This is a genomic window from Pseudomonas sp. JS425 (assembly GCF_018223845.1).
Classification (GTDB): domain Bacteria; phylum Pseudomonadota; class Gammaproteobacteria; order Pseudomonadales; family Pseudomonadaceae; genus Aquipseudomonas; species Aquipseudomonas asiatica.
In genome coordinates this window covers 5,238,539-5,255,192 of sequence record NZ_CP073661.1, presented here as the reverse complement: position 1 = coordinate 5,255,192, position 16,654 = coordinate 5,238,539, and the positions used below count along the sequence as shown (strand labels likewise).

Below are 16,654 nucleotides of genomic sequence, written 5' to 3'. Positions count from 1 at the left end.
GCTGTACCGGCCCTTTCGCGGGTAAACCCGCTCCCACAGGGTCCCCACTGGATTCAGCTTCAGTGGGGTTCCTGTGGGAGCGGGTTTACCCGCGAAAGGGCCAGGCCTGTTCAATTCAATCTGTGATCACCGCTCGATTGCCAGGGCCACGCCTTGCCCGCCACCAATGCACAGGGTTGCCAGGCCTTTCCTGGCGTCCCGCTTGATCATCTCGTGCAGCAGGGTCACCAGCACCCGGCACCCGGACGCACCAATCGGGTGGCCAAGGGCAATCGCCCCGCCATTCACGTTGACCCGCGTGGCATCCCATTCCAGCGCCTTGCCCACGGCCAGCGCCTGCGCGGCAAAGGCTTCATTGGCTTCGATCAGGTCCAGCTCGGCCAGTTGCCAGCCGGCCTTGTCCAGGCAGCGCTGGGTGGCCGACACCGGGCCGATGCCCATGATCGCCGGATCTACACCGGCACTGGCGTAAGCCGCGATCCTGGCCAGCACCGGCAGGCCCAGAGCCTTTGCCTTGGCGGCGCTCATCAGCAGTACGGCGGCGGCACCGTCATTCAGGCTCGAGGCGTTGCCAGCGGTGACGCTGCCGTCCTTCTTGAACGCCGGGCGAAGTTTGCTCAGGGATTCAGTGGTGGTATCCGGGCGTGGCTGTTCGTCCCGCGCGAACACCTTGGGTTCTCCCTTCTTCTGCGGCAGCACGATCGGGGTGATTTCATCATCGAAGCGGCCGGCTTCCATCGCCGCCACCGCCTTGCGCTGCGACTCGGCGGCGAAGGCATCCTGCTGCTCACGGCTGAGGCCGTACTGGTCCACCAGGTTTTCGGCGGTGATACCCATGTGGTAGTCGTTGAAGGCATCCCACAGGCCGTCGCTGATCATGCTGTCGATCAGCTGGCCATGGCCCATGCGCTGGCCGGTGCGGGCCGACGGCATCACGTAGGGGGCAAGGCTCATGTTCTCCTGGCCGCCGGCGATGACCACCTCGGCATCACCGCAGCGAATGGCCTGAGCGGCCAGGTGCAGTGCCTTCAGGCCCGAGCCGCAGACCTTGTTCAGGGTCATTGCCGGCACGCTGAAGGGCAGGCCGGCCTTGATCGCGGCCTGGCGTGCCGGGTTCTGCCCGGCACCGGCGGTAAGCACCTGGCCGAGGATGACTTCGTCGACCTGCTCCGGGGCCAGCCCGGTCTGTTCCAGCAGGCGCTTGATCACGGCGGCACCGAGGTCTACTGCAGGCACAGTGGCCAAGGCGCCCTGGAAGCTGCCGATGGCGGTACGGGTTGCGGCGACGATCACCACGTCGTTCATGTTGTTGTTCTCCGTGCGATGGGCGTAATGCCTCAAGCATCGGTGGCTTTGGCTCATTTGTTAAGTTTGTTTTTCTTTGCGATTGATGTGTAAAGCAAATGAATGAGCGCGAAGCGACCTGCGGAACTATGCTCAGGGATGCGCTATTACACTCATCTGGATGGGAGCACATGCCCATGCGTATATTGATCGCCATGACCCTCCTGATCGGCAGCAGCGCTGCATTCGCCGCCACCGAATGCACCACCGCTGACAAAAGCACCTGGCAGGATCAGGAAAAATTCCAGGCGCAGCTCAAGGAGCAGGGCTACAAGATCAACAAGTTCAAGGTCACCAAGGGTAACTGCTACGAGATCTACGGTTTCGACAAGGATGGCAAGAAGGTCGAGATCTACCATGACCCAGTGACGGGCAAGGCAGTCAAGACCGAGTACCACGATTGAACAGCGACGGCACGGTACAGCTGTGGGACCCCCTACTGCGGCTGTGCCACTGGTCTATCGCCGTGGTGTTCTTCGCCAACTACTTCTTCAACGAAGAGGGTGAAGACTGGCACCAGTGGCTGGGCTACTACGCACTGGCCGTTGTGGTGGTGCGTGTGGTCTGGGGCTTTGTCGGGCCACGCAGCGCGCGCTGGGCCGATTTCTGGCCATCCCCGGCAAGCCTGGTCGGACATGCCCGTGCGCTGCTGCATGGGGGGCTTGACCATCATATGGGGCATTCGCCGATTGGCGCCCTGGTGATGGTGCTGATGCTGACTTGCATCGCCGGCCTGGGCCTTACCGGGTGGGCGTCGCAGGAGGTGGACGCACTGTTTGGTGTCGACTGGCCGATGGACCTGCACAGCTGGCTGGCCAACGCGCTGCTGGTGCTGGTTTGCGTCCATGTGCTGGCGGCCATCTACGAGAGCGTGCGCATGCGGGAAAACCTGCCGTGGTCGATGATCACGGGGCGCCGTCGGCACCGCGATTGACGTTGGCAGCCACTTCCCGGCTGAACCTGCTCCCACAGCTGCTGCGCAGCCCTCAAGATCTGCGCGGTCCCTGTGGGCAGGTTTACCCGCGAGGAGGCCGGCAGAGGCAAACCTCGGTTTTGAATCCCTTTGATCACCCCGTAATATGTGTCGGATAACCTGCGGGGGTAGTCTCACCCTCTGATCAACCGGAATCGCCCATGGCGGCGCTTCCCCCGGCATAAACCTGACGAGGTACAGACATTGGCCATCATTCATCCTAAGGTCCGCGGTTTCATCTGCACCACGACTCACCCGAAGGGCTGCGAGCTCAACGTCCGTGACCAGATCGAAGCCACCCGCAAGCTGGGCGTGCGCGAGGATGGCCCGAAGAAGGTTCTGGTCATCGGTGCTTCCAGCGGCTACGGCCTGGCAGCCCGCATCACCGCGGCGTTCGGCTTCAAGGCCGACACCCTGGGCGTGTTCTTCGAAAAACCAGGCACCGAGACCAAGGCCGGCACCGCTGGCTGGTACAACGCTGCAGCCTTCGACAAGTTCGCCAATGCCGAGGGCCTGTACAGCAAATCGATCAATGGTGACGCCTTCTCCGACGAAGCTCGTGCCAAGGTCATCGAGCTGATCAAGAACGAAATGGGCGGCAAGGTCGACCTGGTCATCTACTCGCTGGCCTCGCCAGTACGCAAGCTGCCGCAGACCGGTGAACTGGTGCGTTCGGCCCTGAAGCCGATCGGCCAGCCGTACAAGTCGACCGCCATCGACACCAACAAGGACACCATCATCGAGGCCAGCATCGAGCCGGCTACCGAGCAGGAAATCGCCGACACCGTCACCGTCATGGGTGGCCAGGACTGGCAGTTGTGGATCGACGCCCTGGCTGGTGCCAACGTGCTGGCCGAAGGCGCCCGCACCGTGGCCTTCAGCTACATCGGCAGCGACATCACCTGGCCGATCTACTGGCACGGTGCGCTGGGCCAGGCCAAGCAGGACCTGGACGAAACCGCCCTGCGCCTGGACAAGAAGCTGGCCGATGAAGTCAAGGGCGGCGCCAACGTGGCGGTGCTGAAGTCGGTGGTTACCCAGGCCAGCTCGGCCATCCCGGTGATGCCGCTGTACCTGTCGATGGTGTTCAAGATCATGCAGGAGAAGGGTGTTCACGAAGGCACCCAGGACCAGCTGGACCGCATGTACCGCGACCGCATGTACCGTGCCGACGGCGCGCCGGCCGAGGTCGACGAGAAGGGCCGCCTGCGCCTGGACGACTGGGAACTGCGTGATGACGTGCAGGACGCTTGCAAGGCGCTGTGGCCACAGGTGACCACCGAGAACCTGTTCGAGCTGACCGACTATGCCGGTTACAAGAAGCAGTTCCTCAACCTGTTCGGCTTCGAGCGCGCTGACGTCAACTACGACGAAGACGTGGCTACCGATGTGAAGTTCGACTGCATCGAGCTGTAATCGCTGCCGGCCTGTACCGGCCCTTTCGCGGGTAAACCCGCTGCCACAGGGATCCCTTTTAACTTGAGGGGAATGGAGTACCTGTAGGAGCGGGTTTACCCGCGAAGAGGCCGGTACAGGCTATAAAATCTTTGCTAGCTTTGGCGCACAACAACAGGGAATGTGCCATGAGCAGCCTCACCCAACCCGCCACTGCCTTTCGCCACACCGCAGCCGACGGCTACAGCCTCGGCGGTTTCCGCTGGCGCCACGCCCGACCTGACCCCCAGCGCCCGCTGGTGATCATCAACGCTGCCACTTCGGTACGCTGCCACTACTACTCGCGTTTCGCCGACTACCTGTTCGCCCAAGGTTGCGATGTGCTGACATACGACTACCGTGGCATCGGCGAATCCCGCCCGGCATCGCTGCGTGGCTTCCAGGCATCATGGAGCGACTGGGGCCGGCTGGATTTCGAAGCCATGCTGGTGCATGCCGCAGAACATTTCCCCGGCCAGCCGGTGGACGTGGTGGGGCACAGTTTTGGCGGGTGCGCAGTGGGGCTGGCACCGTCGGCGAGCAAGGTTCGCCGGGTGGTGATGGTTGGCGCGCAATTCGCCTACTGGCGTGATTATGCGGCTGACCAGCGTTGGCAGCTGTTCTGCAAGTGGCATGTGGTAATGCCGCTGCTCACCCGCGTGTTCGGTTATTTTCCCGGCAAGCGCCTGGGTTGGCTGGAGGACACGCCATCCGGCGTGGTGCACGATTGGACCACCCGTACCCCGCGCTATGAGCACCGACCCAGCGGGCTTGCACTGGAGGCACTACCGTTCGCCCAGGTGCGGGCGGCGACGCTGGCCATCAGCCTGACCGATGACCCCTTTGGTACCGTGGCGGCGACCGAGCGTTTGCTGGGTTATCTGCAGGGCGCCGAGCGCCAGCACCTGCGTATTGCGCCTGTGGATATCTCGGTCGATGAAATTGGCCATTTCGCGTTCTTCCATGACCGCTTTCGCGAAAGGTTGTGGCCGGTGGCCTTGCAGTGGTTGCAGCAGGGTGGGTTGGCGGGTGAGGTCCCAGGAAGGATCATGGGTTGATGCTGTCTGCGCCGGCGAAAGGGCCGCGGAGCGGCCCCAAAATCTCAAGCCTTGCGCGCAAGCGGCAGCTCGGCGAACTTGACGCCCGCCAGCCCATGCTTGATCAGCGCCCGGATATTGCCATGGTCGCTGCCCTCGGGCGTGGCCACCACGTCACGGTAGTGCTCGCCAAAGGCCAGCAGCGCTTCCTGGTCGCTCAGCCCTTCCAGCAGCGCCAGGCCCAGGGTCTTGCACGAACCTTCGTTCTGCCCGGCTGCATTCGCCACGCCGCCATTGTCGAAGGCCTGTGGCTGGTAGCTGTAGTTGTCGGCAATGAACGCCAGGGTGTCGGCAAACACGTGTTGGCCGCTGGCCAGGCTGGCGCGCAGTGTGTTCAGGTCAGTCACGAGGTTTTCCTTTTTCGAACGCCGCTTGTTGGTCGGCGCTGGCTTCTTTCTGGTATTGGGCTTTCCACTCGGCGTAAGGCATGCCGTACACCGCTTCGCGGGCGTCATCCAGGCTCAGGTCGAGCTGGCGCTCGTCAGCCGCGGCCTTGTACCACTTGGAGAGGCAGTTGCGGCAGAAACCGGACAGGTTCATCAGGTCGATGTTCTGCACGTCGGTGCGCTTCTGCAGGTGTTCGATCAGGCGCCGGAACGCGGCGGCCTCGAGTTCGAGCTGTTGCTGTGGGGTCATGGGCTTCTCTCAGGTCATGCGGTTCTTCAGGTGGCGGCCACCGTTGATGACCACCTGGCTGCCGGTGCTGTACTGGCTGGCGAGCAGGTACTTTACCGTCTCGATCAGCGGGCCGGCGCCGGGTTCGAACTCCAGCAGGGCCTTTTTCAGGGTCTGCTGGCGGTAGGTTTCGTCACCCCCTTCCTTGAGGATCAGCAGCCCGGGCAGGATACCGTTCACACGCACCTTGGGCGCATATTTTTCGGCGAACGACAGCACCATGTTCTGCAACGCGGCCTTGGTCGCGGCGTAGCCGATGTGGCTTTTGCTGCCGCGCGAAGAGGTTTCGTCGCAAATGTGGATGATGTCGGCCTTTTCCACCTTGGCCAGCAGGTCGCCCAAGGCCAGGTTGAGGTGGTAGGGCGCTTCGACGTGAAGGCGGAACATGGTCTCGAGGTTGTCGAGGCCATCGTCGAGCCACAACGAGGCGTTGTGGATGACCGCGCGCAGGCCGTCGTAATGGTTGTGCAAGTAGTCGATCAGGGCCTGTCGATCGGCCAGCTGGCACAGGTCGGCCTGGAACTGCACGATGTTCGGGTGGGCCGCCTGTGGCTGGATGCTGCGGCTGGCACTGACCACCGTATGGCCGGCCTGTGCCAGTTCAAGGGCCAGGGCCAGCCCGACGCGCTGGCTGGCTCCGGTAACGAGAATGGGGCTGTTCATGTTCGGGGCGGTCAACTTGTCTGTCCTTTGGTTGCCGCCCAGCATACCCGAACTGTCTACCGCGTGTACGGCCTGGCCTCAGCGGCTGCGCAGGGCGCCGGCAGGGGCGGGGGACGCATGCAGCCAGCCGGCCAGCAAACGGGTGGACAGGGGGATGAACAGGTAGACCATCACCGGCGTCAGGCCCAGGGTGCTGAGCAGTACCCGTGGTACCAGGTCCAGCGCAGCGAGCCAGTGGCCGAACACCAGGTTGAACACCAGCGAGACCGGGAAGAAGGCCAGCCAGATGGCCACAGCCTGCTTCCAACGTGGTGGTTTTTGCACCATGTTGGTGCCAAACCAGTCGTCGATGCCGCTCACGCGCGCTTCCTTGGGGCGTTCGAAGAGCCCGTTCCCGCGTTGCAACCAGGCCCGACGCGAGGCGGAATGTTCCCAGGCATGCAGAGTAGGCTCGTCGCTGAAACGGAAGATGATCTGGAATTCGTCGCTGTCGTGGGGGGGCGCGAGGATGCCCGAGCCAAGGTAGCCGGGGAAGTCGGTGGCCAGCTGCTCGCCTTCATGCAGCCAGGCCAGCAAGTCCTGGTAGCGGCCATGGGCGGCGCGACACCATCAAGGTGACGGGTGGGGTAGACATTGTGTATCTCCTGGCAACGGGGCTGGCGGGTAGCCGGCCCCTTTGGCTGAGTGGCCCGGGGTGGTGGGCGACACAGGCATGCATGCAAGAATCGGGCGCGGATTATCGCCCATCCGCGATCTTCGGCAACTGTAAGCCGGCAAACGGTTGCGCCCCAGCGTCTGGTATTGCCGTAGTAGACTAGGTGTTCAACTTGGACACACAGGGAACCCCGTGCAGATGAACGAACAGGGACTGAATCCGGTAATCGATGCGGGCCTCGCGCAGGACCTGTTTCCGATCCGTGAGGTTTCCCGCCTGACCGGCGTCAATGCCGTGACCTTGCGCGCCTGGGAGCGCCGCCACGGTCTGATCCAGCCAACCCGCACCGACAGCGGCCACCGCCTGTATTCCCAGGCCGACATCGATGACATCCGCCGCATCCTTGGCTGGCTGGAGCGCGGCGTGGCGGTAAGCAAGGTTGCCAGCATCCTCGCGCGCGACCATGCCCGTGCCGGGCAGGCAGGTGGCGCGACGGGCGCCTGGGGGCGCTGGCAGCAGCAGATTCGCCAGGCGTTACAACGTTTTGACCTTGTCGGCCTGGACCGCCTGTTCGACGAGGTATTTGCCGCCTGCACCCTGGACCAGGTATTCAGTGAAGTGTTCATGCCGGTGTGGCATGACCTGGCGGCCGGTCAGGGCGGCTACGGGCAGGCCAGCGAGTGGCTGTTCCTCGATCAGTTCCTGCGTGGCCGGGTGTATACCCGCTTGCAACTCGCCCGTGCGCCGCGCAGCCGCATGGTGCTGCTGGCGCCATTGCCGGGGCAGTGCCACGAGTTGGATTTGCTGGTGACCAGCCTGACCTTGGGCAGCGATGAAGTTGGCGTGACGCCACTGGCGAGCGGGCAGCCGCTGGCAGAACTGGCACTGGTCTGCGAACGCCTGAAACCGGATGCCCTGGTGCTGTTTTCCCATCAGCCGCCCACGGCGGAGCTCACACGGCGGCTGACGCGCCTAGTGGCAGGGCTGGAGTGCCCGTTGTTACTGGCGGGTGAAGCGGCGGAACTGGCACAGGACAGCCTGGCTGGCAGCCCGATCGCTTGCCTGGGTGCGCAGGGTAGCGTGATGCGCCAGCGTTTGCGGCAGTTTCTGGCCGGTCAGTTCGATACCTGAGTGTGTAGCTCGGGGTGGGCCCGGCGATGGGCCTGGAGGATGTAGTCGCGCAGGCGTTCGATCTCTTCGGCCGGGCTTTGGCTGAGGTCGTAGGCTGCCAGGTCCGGGCCGATGCGCCGGCCCAGCACGCCATGCAGTTCGATGGGGGGGATGCCATCAGGGGCGAAACGCAATTCGAAGTGGGCTGGTGCCGCTGGCAGGCCACGGACTTCCAGCAATGTGCCCTTGAACGAGATCTCGCGAACCCACAGGCCAGTTTCCTGCCCATGGGCATCGAGCAGTGCGCTCGGCTTCTCCATCGACAGGCGCCAGGGGCGCAGCATGGGGCCGTCCTCGTAGATTTCCGGTGAGCCCAGTTGCAGGTGCAGGGCGTGGAACTCGTCTTCCACCAGTTGCAGCGGGAAGCTGATTTGCTGGTTGTTGAACTGGGCCTGCAGAGTTACCTGCTCGTTGGCCACCAAGCGGGTGAGCAAGCTCTGGATGCGATGGTCGCCATTGACCAGCAGGCTCGACATGGGGTCGGCCAGGTTCAACTGCGGCGTATGCTGCATGTTCTGTATGAAATCCAGCTCGTCCTGGGTCAGGAGCGCTTCTGCTTGCATGATCGAACTCGATGGCGATTTCTTCAACGGGATTGACCGTGCGTGGCGAACTTGGTTCAGGTGCGTTCGTCGGGTTTCTGACGAACGCGCAGTTGTGCCAGTTCCCGCTCCAGTTCGACCTGGCGAGTGACGTCTTTCTGGATACCGATGAAATAGGTGCGCTGTTCAGTGTCGTGCCTTACCGGGGTGATCGACAGTTCGTTCCAGAAAGGGCTGCCATCCTTGCGGTAGTTGCGCAGCACTTCGCGGCACGCGCGGCCTTCGGCCAGGGCCTTGCGGATGCGGGCGCGGCCAAGCTGGTCGCGATCGTCGGCCTGCAGGAAGCGGCAATCCTGATAGAGGATTTCGTCACGGCCGTAGCCGGTCAGGCGTTCGAAGGCCGCGTTCACGTAGATGAGGATGGTGTCGTCGCCTTCCTGTTCGGCGACCACGATGCCGTCGTTGGACGCATCGACCATGGATTGCAGTAGTTGCGCATTGATCATGTTCGGGCCATTGAGTGAACAAAGGTGCGAAGCAGGGTTGAGGATGGTGACTTTGGTAGAGGCGGCCTTTTGCCAGCGCCGGATGCTAGTATCCTACGTTTTCACTCAGTTTCGGAATCCTCTACCCGATGAAAGTCGCCATTATTTCCGGATCGGTCTACGGCACCGCCGAAGAAGTCGCCCGTCACGCTGAATCGCTGCTCAAGGCTGCTGGCCTGGAGGCCTGGCATGCGGCGCGCGCCACCTTGCAGGACCTTGAAGGTTTCGCCCCCGACGCCTTGCTGGCCGTGACCTCGACCACTGGCATGGGCGAACTGCCGGACAACCTCATGCCGTTGTATTGCAGCATTCGCGATACCCTGCCTGCGGCCTGGCGTGGCCTGCCGGGTGCGGTGATTGCCTTGGGCGACAGCAGTTATGGCGATACCTATTGCGGTGGAGGCGAGCAGATGCGCGAACTTTTTGCCGAACTGGGCGTGCGCGAAGTGCAACCGATGTTGCGCCTGGATGCCAGCGAGACGGTGACTCCGGAGGCGGATGCAGAGCCTTGGTTGGCTGAGTTGGTGAGTACACTTAAAGCCTGACGGGTATTTTTCGCCTGTACCGGCCTCTTCGCGGGTGAACCCGCTCCCACAGGTACTGCACAGATTTCAGAGGCTGTGGTGTTCCTGTGGGAGCGGGTTTACCCGCGAAGAGGACGGCAAGGGCAACTCATCCCTTGCTGCCGAGCACCGGCCACCCGCTCACCAGTGCCAACCACGCCTGCGCCGCCCGTGACAGATACGCCCCGCGCCGCCAGATGAACGCGATATCCCAACGCAAATCTGCCGGCGAGCGCAGCGGCAAGCGCACCACACCGGGGCGCTCCAGCGCTTTCGCCACCACACGGGGCAGCAACACCACGCCCTGGCCCGCCGCTGCCAGCGCTGCGAGGAAATCCGCCTGGCCACTGCGCCCGCCTTCCTTGGGGGTAAAACCCTGCTGCTGGCACGCCTTCAGCAGCCGGTCATTGAGCACGAAGCTGCGTTGGTAAAGCAGGAACGGCGTATCGGCCAGCTGCCGCAGATCTACCACTTCCTGGCCTGCCAGCTCGTGCCCGGCAGGCAACAGGGCATCCATTGGCTCGTTGCAGAAGGGCTGGTAGTCGAACGCCTCGTCACTGGGCGTCAGGCTGCCACCCAGTTCCAGTTCGCCACTCCTGACCGTCTGTTCGATGCTGCGGCTGCCGCCTTCGAGCAACTGGATCGCGATGTTCGGGTGACGCCGCCGATATTCGGCGAACAACCCGGCGAACAGCGCGTCGCTGCCCAGCATCGGCAAGCCCAGGCGCAGCTCACCGCGGCCCATCTGGCTGAGGTCGTCCAGTTCGCTGAGCAGTGCCTGACGCTGGCGCAGCAAGGCTTCGCCACGCTCCAGCACGATGCGCCCGGCAGCGGTCAGGTGCAACTGCGAGGCCTGGCGCTCCAGCAGCGGCTGGCCCACATCTTGCTCCAACTGAGCCACCTGCTTGCTCACCGCCGACTGGCTGATGTGCAGGGTCTGCGCGGCCTGGGTAAAACCGCCGCGGTGGACCACTTCGATAAAGCTGCGCAGCTGTTTGAATTCCATGATCACCATTCCATTCTGGAATGGTGTTCAGTCTAACAATTCGCTTCTGGCCTAGGCAGCCAAATCTTAAAATGAGGGCCTGTAGAGGAACCCCCCATGAAACCCGCGTTGTTGAAAAAAGCCCTGCGCCTGCTCGTCGAGTTGGCGATCCTCTGTGCTCTGTTCCTGCTCGGTGGCCAGCTTGCCACTTGGCTGGGCTGGCCGATTCCTGGCGGCGTGATGGGCCTGGCATTGCTGCTGTTGCTGTTCGCCTCGGGTGTGCTCAAGCCGGCCATGCTGCAACTGGGCGCCGGCTGGCTGATGGCTGAGATGCTGCTGTTCTTCATCCCGGCGCTGATGAGCCTGCTCGATTACGGCGCCCTGATTCGTGACGAGGGCTGGCGCATCCTGCTGGTGATCGCCGTGAGCACCCTGATGGTAATGGTTGTGACCGCGTTGACCGTGGAACTGGTGTGCCGCTGGAGGTTGCGCCATGAGCCTTGAACCTATGCCGCTGTTCTGGCTGGCCCTGACCTTGCTGGCGTACCTGGGCAGCCGCTGGTTGTACCGGCGCAGCGGGCGCTACCTGCTGTCGCCGCTGATCCTGGTGCCGGTTTTGTTGCTGGCGGTGGCCGTGCCGCTGCACACCGCCTATGCCGAGTACGCCCGCAACACCCACTGGCTGATGAGCGTGCTTGGCCCGGTGACCGTGGCCTTCGCGGTGCCGATCTGGCAGCAACGGGCCATGCTGGCGCGCCACTGGCCGGCACTGATGGTGGGCATGGTCGCCGGCAGCAGCGCTTCGATCGCCAGTTCCTGGGGGTTGGCTCATATGTTGGCGCTGGACAGCGCGACCAGCCTGTCGCTGGTGCCGCGTTCGATCACCACGCCCTTTGCCATGCCATTGGCCCATGACCTGGGTGGTGTACCGGAGCTCACGGCGGTGTTCGTGATGTTCACCGGCGTGCTGGGCGCCATGTTCGGCGGTGTGCTGCTGCGCTGGTTGCCGTTGCGCACGCCGCTGGCGCGGGGCGCGCTGTTCGGCGTGGGCGCCCATGGTGCCGGTGTCAGCCGGGCACAGGAGGTAGGCCGCGAAGAGGGCTCGGTGGCCGGCCTGGTCATGGTCCTGACCGGGCTGCTGAACCTGTTCGCGGCACCGCTGCTGGCCATGCTGCTCTGACCGTTCGTGCCACTGACTCGCCAAGTCATCAAGCTGGCTGGCAACGCAAGTTCCAGCCCATGGGCTGCTGGCTAGACTCAGCCTCGACATAGAGAGCACATGTAAGTGCCGAGGTGACATGCAATGACCGCAGCCTTGCTCTATTCCGCCAACACCACTTCACCGGGACCGTTCTGATGCCCATGGCCGAAATTCCATTGTGCGTCTGGCGTACCCGGGGACAGAGTTTCAGCTTCCGGGGCCAGAGCATCCGCTACTGGACCGCAGGGCAAGGAGAGCCCCTGCTTCTGTTGCACGGTTTCCCCACCGCCAGCTGGGATTGGCACTACCTGTGGGGGCCTTTGGCCCAGCGCTTCCGGGTTATCGCCTGTGACATGCTCGGCTTTGGCGATTCGGCCAAACCGGTCGATCACGTGTATAGCCTGATGGAGCAGGCCGACCTGCAGCAGGCTTTGCTCGCCGAGCTGAAGGTCGACCAGCCGGTGCATCTGTTGGCCCATGACTACGGCGGCAGTGTGGCCCAGGAAATGCTGGCGCGGCATCATGAACAGCGCGCCAGCATTGCCAGCTGCGTGTTCCTGAACAGCGGGCTGTTCCCCGAAAGCTGCCGCATGCTGCTGGTACAGAAGCTGTTGCTCAGCCGCCTGGGCTGGCTGGTAGGGCGCTCGTTCGGTCGCGACGACCTGGTGCGCAACTTGACCCAGGTCTACGGCCCTTGCACCCACCCCAGTGAAAGTGCGCTGGATGACTGCTGGAGCCTGATAGCCGCCAACCGTGGCACGCGCATCCTGCACAAGCTGGTGGGTTACATGCCAGAGCGCAGGTTGCACCGGGACCGCTGGGTTGGCGCGATGCAGCACGAAGGCGTGCCGCTGCGCTTTATCAATGGCGTGGACGACCCGCTTTCCGGCGCACACATGGTGGAGCGCTACCGGCAACTGGTGCCGGAGCCGGACACCGTGCAGTTGCACGGCATCGGCCATTACCCGCATACCGAAGCGCCGGTGCAGGTGCTGCGCCATTACCTGGCCTTTCGTGAACAACCGTTGAGCTGTTTCCAGCAGAAAGTGGCGTGGTCCTGACAGGGCCTCATCGCCGGCAAGCTGGCTCCCACAGGTACAGCGCATGCCTGGAGGCCGGCGCGGTTGGTTTGGGAGCTGGCTTGCCGGCGATGGGCCGCAAAGCGGCCCCGTAACCATCGTGCTGCGTTATTGCCAGGCATTCAGCCTGCGTGAGCTTGATTGTCCACCCGCCGCTGGCGGCGGACACTCGGCCTACCTGAATCTGCCTGGAGCCATGAGCATGAGCGAGCCTGTCTGTCTGCAAGATCGCGTGGTGATAGTCACCGGAGCCGGGGGCGGCCTGGGCCGTGCCCATGCGCTGCTGTTCGCTGCCCGTGGTGCGCGGGTGGTGGTCAACGACCTCGGCGGGTCCACCCACGGTGAAGGTGCCAGCGCCTCCGCCGCCGACCGAGTTGTAGCGGAGATCCGCGCCGCTGGTGGCAGTGCCATTGCCAACCATGATTCGGTCAGCCAAGGCGCGCGTATTGTCGAGCAGGCCCTGGACAGCTTCGGCCGGGTCGATGTGCTGGTGAACAATGCCGGCATCCTGCGTGACAAAACCTTCCACAAGATGGAAGACAGCGACTGGGAGCAGGTGTATCAGGTGCATGTCGAGGGGGCTTACAAGGTCACCCGCGCCGCCTGGCCGCACCTGCGTGAGCAGAACTGGGGGCGGGTGATCTCCACCGCTTCCACATCCGGCATCTACGGCAACTTCGGCCAGGCCAACTACGGCATGGCCAAGCTGGGCCTGTATGGGCTGACACGTACCCTGGCGATCGAAGGGCGCAAGCATGGCATCCTGGTCAACGCCATCGCCCCCACGGGTGGCACCCGCATGACCGAAGGGTTGATCCCGCCCCAGGTGTTCGAGCGGCTCAAGCCTGAGCTGGTCAGCCCGCTGGTTGTGTACCTGGGCAGCGAGCAGTGCCAGGGCAGTGGTGAGTTGTTCGAAGTGGGTGGCGGTTGGGTGGGCAAGGTGCGTTGGGAGCGCAGCCTGGGGGTAGGCTTCGATCCGCGTGAAGGCTTTACTCCGGAGCAGGTGGCGGAGAACTGGGCACGGGTTGGCGACTTCGACGGGGCAGTGCACCCACAGGACAGCTTGCAGGCGTTGCAGCAGATGATGGCGAACTTGCAGAAGTATCCGCTGGGCTGAAACTTGTATGCCTGTGCTGACCTCTTCGCGGGTAAACCCGCTCCCACAGGTACACCACAAGCCCCTGGGGTAGTGATATCTCTGTGGGAGCGGGTTTACCCGCGAAGAGGCCAGCACAGGCGAAGAAATTTTCAGGGCAGATAAAAAAGGCCGCTGCAAGCCGCAGCGGCCAATCGAGACGTCAGATCAAGGAGCTTCAAAATCTACGTCGGTGAACCTCGCAGGCCTGAAAGGCGGGGGGAGAGCCCTTCATGCCGGCCAGTGAGGTAAGAATAAGCGCCTGATCCTGCAGGAAAAATAGCCGCTTATGACATTCACCTTTACGTATCGGGCAATAGTGCCGAAGGCGCTCAGTTGGCGGGCGAATAGCCCATGCGCCAGCTGGTTTCCCGTGCTGCTGCCAGCAACCGTTGCGCCGCCGGACCATGCTCGTCGGCATGGAAGATCGAGGTCGGCCCGACCACCGTCATCACCGCGGCGATCTGCCCCATGGCATTGAACACCGGGGCCGACAGCGCATCCACGCCCGGCATCAACAGCCCGTGCACATGGTGCAGGCCACGTTCACGAATGCCCGCCAGTACTGCCTGGTAGTCGGCGGCGCTGTGCTGCAGGGCGGCCAGTTCCCGGTCACGCAACTCCACGGTCTCGCGCTCGGGAAGATAGGCGGCGAACACCAGCCCGGTGGACGAAGTGAGTAGCGGCAGAACCGAGCCGATCTGCGTTACCACCGTGACCGCGCGTACTGCCGGCTCGATGCTGACCACTGTCGCGCCTTGGTTGCCCCATACGGCAACGAAGCAGCTCTCGTTCAGTTCATCGCGCAGCTGTGACAACGGCAGCGCGGCAATCTTCAGCACATCGATACTACCCAGCGCCGCCAGCCCTACCCGCAGAGCCTCGCGCCCCAGGCCGTAATGGTTGGTGGCCGCATCCTGTTCGGCAAAACCGCTGGCGATCAATGCCTGAAGGTAACGGTGCACCTTGCTCGCTGGCATCTGCACATGTTCCGCCAGGCGCGACAGAGAGGTGGACGGGGAGAGCTCGGCAAGAGCCTTCAGGATGTCGGTGCCGACCTCCGCCGAGCGGACTTTCTGCTTGCCGTTGTCGGCGGGGGAGCTGGCTTTGGCCATGGACATCTTCTTCCGGATTCGTCGAGTCGCGCCTTTATAGCTTGACGCATTGCCCGTAGCAAATTACGTTATTCGTAATCTGATTACGATAAAAACAATGCAGACGCGCTGCCACCCCGCCCCGGGCCAGCAGCCAGCTGCCAGCAACGGCTCGGCCAGAGCCCGGAGGCATCGATGAATCGCGATACGTCACCCGACCTTCACTACCTCAGCGGCTTCGGCAACGAGTTTGCCAGCGAAGCGCTGCCTGGGGCCTTGCCGGTCGGGCAGAACTCGCCGCAGAAGGCGCCCTATGGGCTGTATGCCGAGCTGCTCTCGGGCACGGCGTTCACCATGACCCGCAGCGAGCTGCGCCGCACCTGGCTGTATCGTATTCGTCCGTCTGCCTTGCACCCGCGTTTCGAGCGCCTGGCGCGTCAGCCGCTGACCGGCCCGCTGGGGCCCATCACTCCCAACCGCCTGCGCTGGAACCCCCAGCCGATCCCCGTCGAACCGACCGATTTCATCGAGGGCTGGCTGCCCATGGTGGCCAACGCCGCTGCGGAAAAACCGGCCGGCGTGAGCATCTACATCTACCGCGCCAACCGGTCGATGGAGCGGGTGTTCTTCAACGCCGACGGTGAACTACTGCTGGTGCCGCAACAGGGCCGCCTGCGCATTGCCACCGAACTGGGGGTGATGGAAGTCGAGCCGCTGGAAATCGCGGTCATCCCGCGTGGCATGAAGTTTCGCGTCGAACTGCTCGACGGCGAGGCCCGCGGCTATATCGCCGAAAACCACGGCGCACCGCTGCGCATCCCGGACCTGGGCCCGATAGGCAGCAACGGCCTGGCCAACCCGCGCGACTTCCTCACCCCTGTGGCGCACTACGAAGAGGCCGATGGCCCGGTGCAGCTGGTGCAGAAGTTCCTGGGCGAACATTGGGCCTGCGAACTGCAGCACTCGCCGCTGGACGTGGTCGCCTGGCACGGCAGCAACGTGCCGTACAAGTACGACCTGCGTCGCTTCAACACCATCGGCACGGTCAGCTTCGACCACCCGGACCCGTCGATCTTCACTGTGCTGACCTCGCCGACCAGCGTGCATGGCATGGCCAACATGGACTTCGTGATCTTCCCGCCACGCTGGATGGTGGCCGAGAACACCTTCCGTCCACCATGGTTCCACCGCAACCTGATGAACGAGTTCATGGGCCTGATCAATGGTGCCTACGACGCCAAGGCCGAGGGCTTCCTGCCGGGTGGCGCCTCGCTGCACGGGGTTATGAGCGCCCATGGCCCCGACGCCGAAACCTGCGAAAAGGCTATTGCTGCCGACCTGGCACCGCACAAGATCGACAACACCATGGCCTTCATGTTCGAGACCAGCCAGGTGCTGCGCCCGAGCCTGCAAGCCCTTGAATGCCCGCAGTTGCAGGCCGACTACGATAGTTGCTGGGCCACCTTGCCGAGCACCTTCAACCCGAACCGGAGATAACC

Annotated in this window: 19 protein-coding genes and 1 pseudogene; 11 read left to right on the top strand and 9 right to left on the bottom strand. The window is 63.5% G+C overall.

The genetic code is table 11. The annotated features are described in order from the left end of the window. Positions 1-126 precede the first annotated feature (126 nt). Positions 127-1,305 carry an acetyl-CoA C-acetyltransferase gene (locus KDB76_RS24230; protein ID WP_013974206.1) on the bottom strand — a complete coding sequence of 393 codons (1,179 nt, stop codon included), beginning with the start codon at positions 1,303-1,305 and terminating at the stop codon, positions 127-129. 176 nt (positions 1,306-1,481) lie between these two features. Between KDB76_RS24230 and KDB76_RS24225 the strand changes: the two genes are divergently transcribed. From KDB76_RS24225 to KDB76_RS24210, 4 genes are all read left to right on the top strand, one after another. Further along, positions 1,482-1,748 carry a PepSY domain-containing protein gene (locus KDB76_RS24225; protein ID WP_024087737.1) on the top strand — a complete coding sequence of 89 codons (267 nt, stop codon included), beginning with the start codon at positions 1,482-1,484 and terminating at the stop codon, positions 1,746-1,748. Further along, positions 1,745-2,278 (top strand): cytochrome b/b6 domain-containing protein, encoded by a 534-nt coding sequence (locus tag KDB76_RS24220; RefSeq protein ID WP_023661197.1) that lies wholly within the window; start codon positions 1,745-1,747, stop codon positions 2,276-2,278. The genes KDB76_RS24225 and KDB76_RS24220 overlap by 4 nt, the downstream gene beginning before the upstream one ends. 243 nt (positions 2,279-2,521) lie before the next feature. Beyond that, positions 2,522-3,733, top strand: coding sequence for an enoyl-ACP reductase FabV (gene fabV / locus KDB76_RS24215; protein ID WP_013974203.1), 1,212 nt, complete (start codon positions 2,522-2,524; stop codon positions 3,731-3,733). Positions 3,734-3,900: 167 nt separating this feature from the next. Continuing rightward, the gene (locus tag KDB76_RS24210; protein WP_013974202.1) at positions 3,901-4,809 is read left to right on the top strand and encodes an alpha/beta fold hydrolase; all 909 of its coding nucleotides are present in this window, start codon (positions 3,901-3,903) and stop codon (positions 4,807-4,809) included. Positions 4,810-4,853: 44 nt separating this feature from the next. On the opposite strand, the gene KDB76_RS24205 is transcribed toward KDB76_RS24210, so the two are convergent. The 4 genes and pseudogenes from KDB76_RS24205 to KDB76_RS24190 all read right to left on the bottom strand — a co-directional run bounded on the left by KDB76_RS24205 (position 4,854) and on the right by KDB76_RS24190 (position 6,820). Beyond that, on the bottom strand, positions 4,854-5,195 hold the full coding sequence (locus KDB76_RS24205) for a HopJ type III effector protein (RefSeq protein WP_003260709.1): 342 nt from the start codon (positions 5,193-5,195) through the stop codon (positions 4,854-4,856). Beyond that, complete coding sequence (locus KDB76_RS24200; protein WP_013974201.1) at positions 5,188-5,484, bottom strand: DUF1244 domain-containing protein; 297 nt, start codon at positions 5,482-5,484, stop codon at positions 5,188-5,190. Before KDB76_RS24200 ends, KDB76_RS24205 begins: the two co-directional genes overlap by 8 nt. A 9-nt stretch (positions 5,485-5,493) precedes the next feature. Next, complete coding sequence (folM, locus tag KDB76_RS24195; protein ID WP_013974200.1) at positions 5,494-6,231, bottom strand: dihydromonapterin reductase; 738 nt, start codon at positions 6,229-6,231, stop codon at positions 5,494-5,496. A 33-nt stretch (positions 6,232-6,264) separates the two neighbouring features. Next, positions 6,265-6,820: pseudogene (locus KDB76_RS24190) on the bottom strand (antibiotic biosynthesis monooxygenase). Between the two features lie 219 nt (positions 6,821-7,039). On the opposite strand from KDB76_RS24190, the gene KDB76_RS24185 reads away from it, so the two are divergent. Continuing rightward, positions 7,040-7,972, top strand: a complete 933-nt coding sequence (locus KDB76_RS24185) for a MerR family transcriptional regulator (protein WP_024087735.1) — start codon at positions 7,040-7,042, stop codon at positions 7,970-7,972. On the opposite strand, the gene KDB76_RS24180 is transcribed toward KDB76_RS24185, so the two are convergent. Both KDB76_RS24180 and KDB76_RS24175 read right to left on the bottom strand, forming a co-directional pair. Beyond that, positions 7,957-8,574, bottom strand: a complete 618-nt coding sequence (locus tag KDB76_RS24180) for a hypothetical protein (protein WP_038410142.1) — start codon at positions 8,572-8,574, stop codon at positions 7,957-7,959. The two genes, KDB76_RS24185 and KDB76_RS24180, sit on opposite strands and share 16 nt — an antisense overlap. Positions 8,575-8,630: 56 nt before the next feature. Beyond that, positions 8,631-9,059, bottom strand: a complete 429-nt coding sequence (locus KDB76_RS24175) for a PAS domain-containing protein (RefSeq protein WP_038410141.1) — start codon at positions 9,057-9,059, stop codon at positions 8,631-8,633. A gap of 128 nt (positions 9,060-9,187) precedes the next feature. Here KDB76_RS24175 and KDB76_RS24170 point away from each other — a divergent pair, with 128 nt between their 5' ends. After that, positions 9,188-9,643, top strand: a complete 456-nt coding sequence (locus KDB76_RS24170; RefSeq protein ID WP_013974195.1) for a flavodoxin — start codon at positions 9,188-9,190, stop codon at positions 9,641-9,643. Positions 9,644-9,770: 127 nt separating this feature from the next. Here the strand turns inward: KDB76_RS24170 and KDB76_RS24165 are convergent, their stop codons facing one another. Then, positions 9,771-10,667, bottom strand: coding sequence for a LysR family transcriptional regulator (locus KDB76_RS24165; RefSeq protein ID WP_038410140.1), 897 nt, complete (start codon positions 10,665-10,667; stop codon positions 9,771-9,773). Positions 10,668-10,763: 96 nt separating this feature from the next. Here KDB76_RS24165 and KDB76_RS24160 point away from each other — a divergent pair, with 96 nt between their 5' ends. The 4 genes from KDB76_RS24160 to KDB76_RS24145 all read left to right on the top strand — a co-directional run bounded on the left by KDB76_RS24160 (position 10,764) and on the right by KDB76_RS24145 (position 14,043). Beyond that, positions 10,764-11,150: a CidA/LrgA family protein gene (locus KDB76_RS24160; RefSeq protein WP_013974193.1), complete on the top strand. Its 387-nt coding sequence runs from the start codon at positions 10,764-10,766 to the stop codon at positions 11,148-11,150. Further along, positions 11,140-11,826: an LrgB family protein gene (locus KDB76_RS24155; protein WP_024087732.1), complete on the top strand. Its 687-nt coding sequence runs from the start codon at positions 11,140-11,142 to the stop codon at positions 11,824-11,826. Before KDB76_RS24160 ends, KDB76_RS24155 begins: the two co-directional genes overlap by 11 nt. Positions 11,827-12,002: 176 nt before the next feature. Beyond that, complete coding sequence (locus KDB76_RS24150; RefSeq protein ID WP_024087731.1) at positions 12,003-12,908, top strand: alpha/beta hydrolase; 906 nt, start codon at positions 12,003-12,005, stop codon at positions 12,906-12,908. Between the two features lie 220 nt (positions 12,909-13,128). Further along, positions 13,129-14,043 carry an SDR family oxidoreductase gene (locus KDB76_RS24145; protein WP_038410139.1) on the top strand — a complete coding sequence of 305 codons (915 nt, stop codon included), beginning with the start codon at positions 13,129-13,131 and terminating at the stop codon, positions 14,041-14,043. Positions 14,044-14,393: 350 nt separating this feature from the next. Here KDB76_RS24145 and KDB76_RS24140 read toward each other — a convergent pair whose 3' ends face one another. Next, a complete protein-coding gene (locus tag KDB76_RS24140) occupies positions 14,394-15,176 on the bottom strand; it encodes an IclR family transcriptional regulator (protein WP_023661854.1) in 783 nt (260 codons plus the stop codon). Positions 15,177-15,350: 174 nt separating this feature from the next. Here KDB76_RS24140 and hmgA point away from each other — a divergent pair, with 174 nt between their 5' ends. Next, the gene (gene hmgA / locus KDB76_RS24135; protein ID WP_013974188.1) at positions 15,351-16,652 is read left to right on the top strand and encodes a homogentisate 1,2-dioxygenase; all 1,302 of its coding nucleotides are present in this window, start codon (positions 15,351-15,353) and stop codon (positions 16,650-16,652) included. Positions 16,653-16,654: the final 2 nt, after the last annotated feature.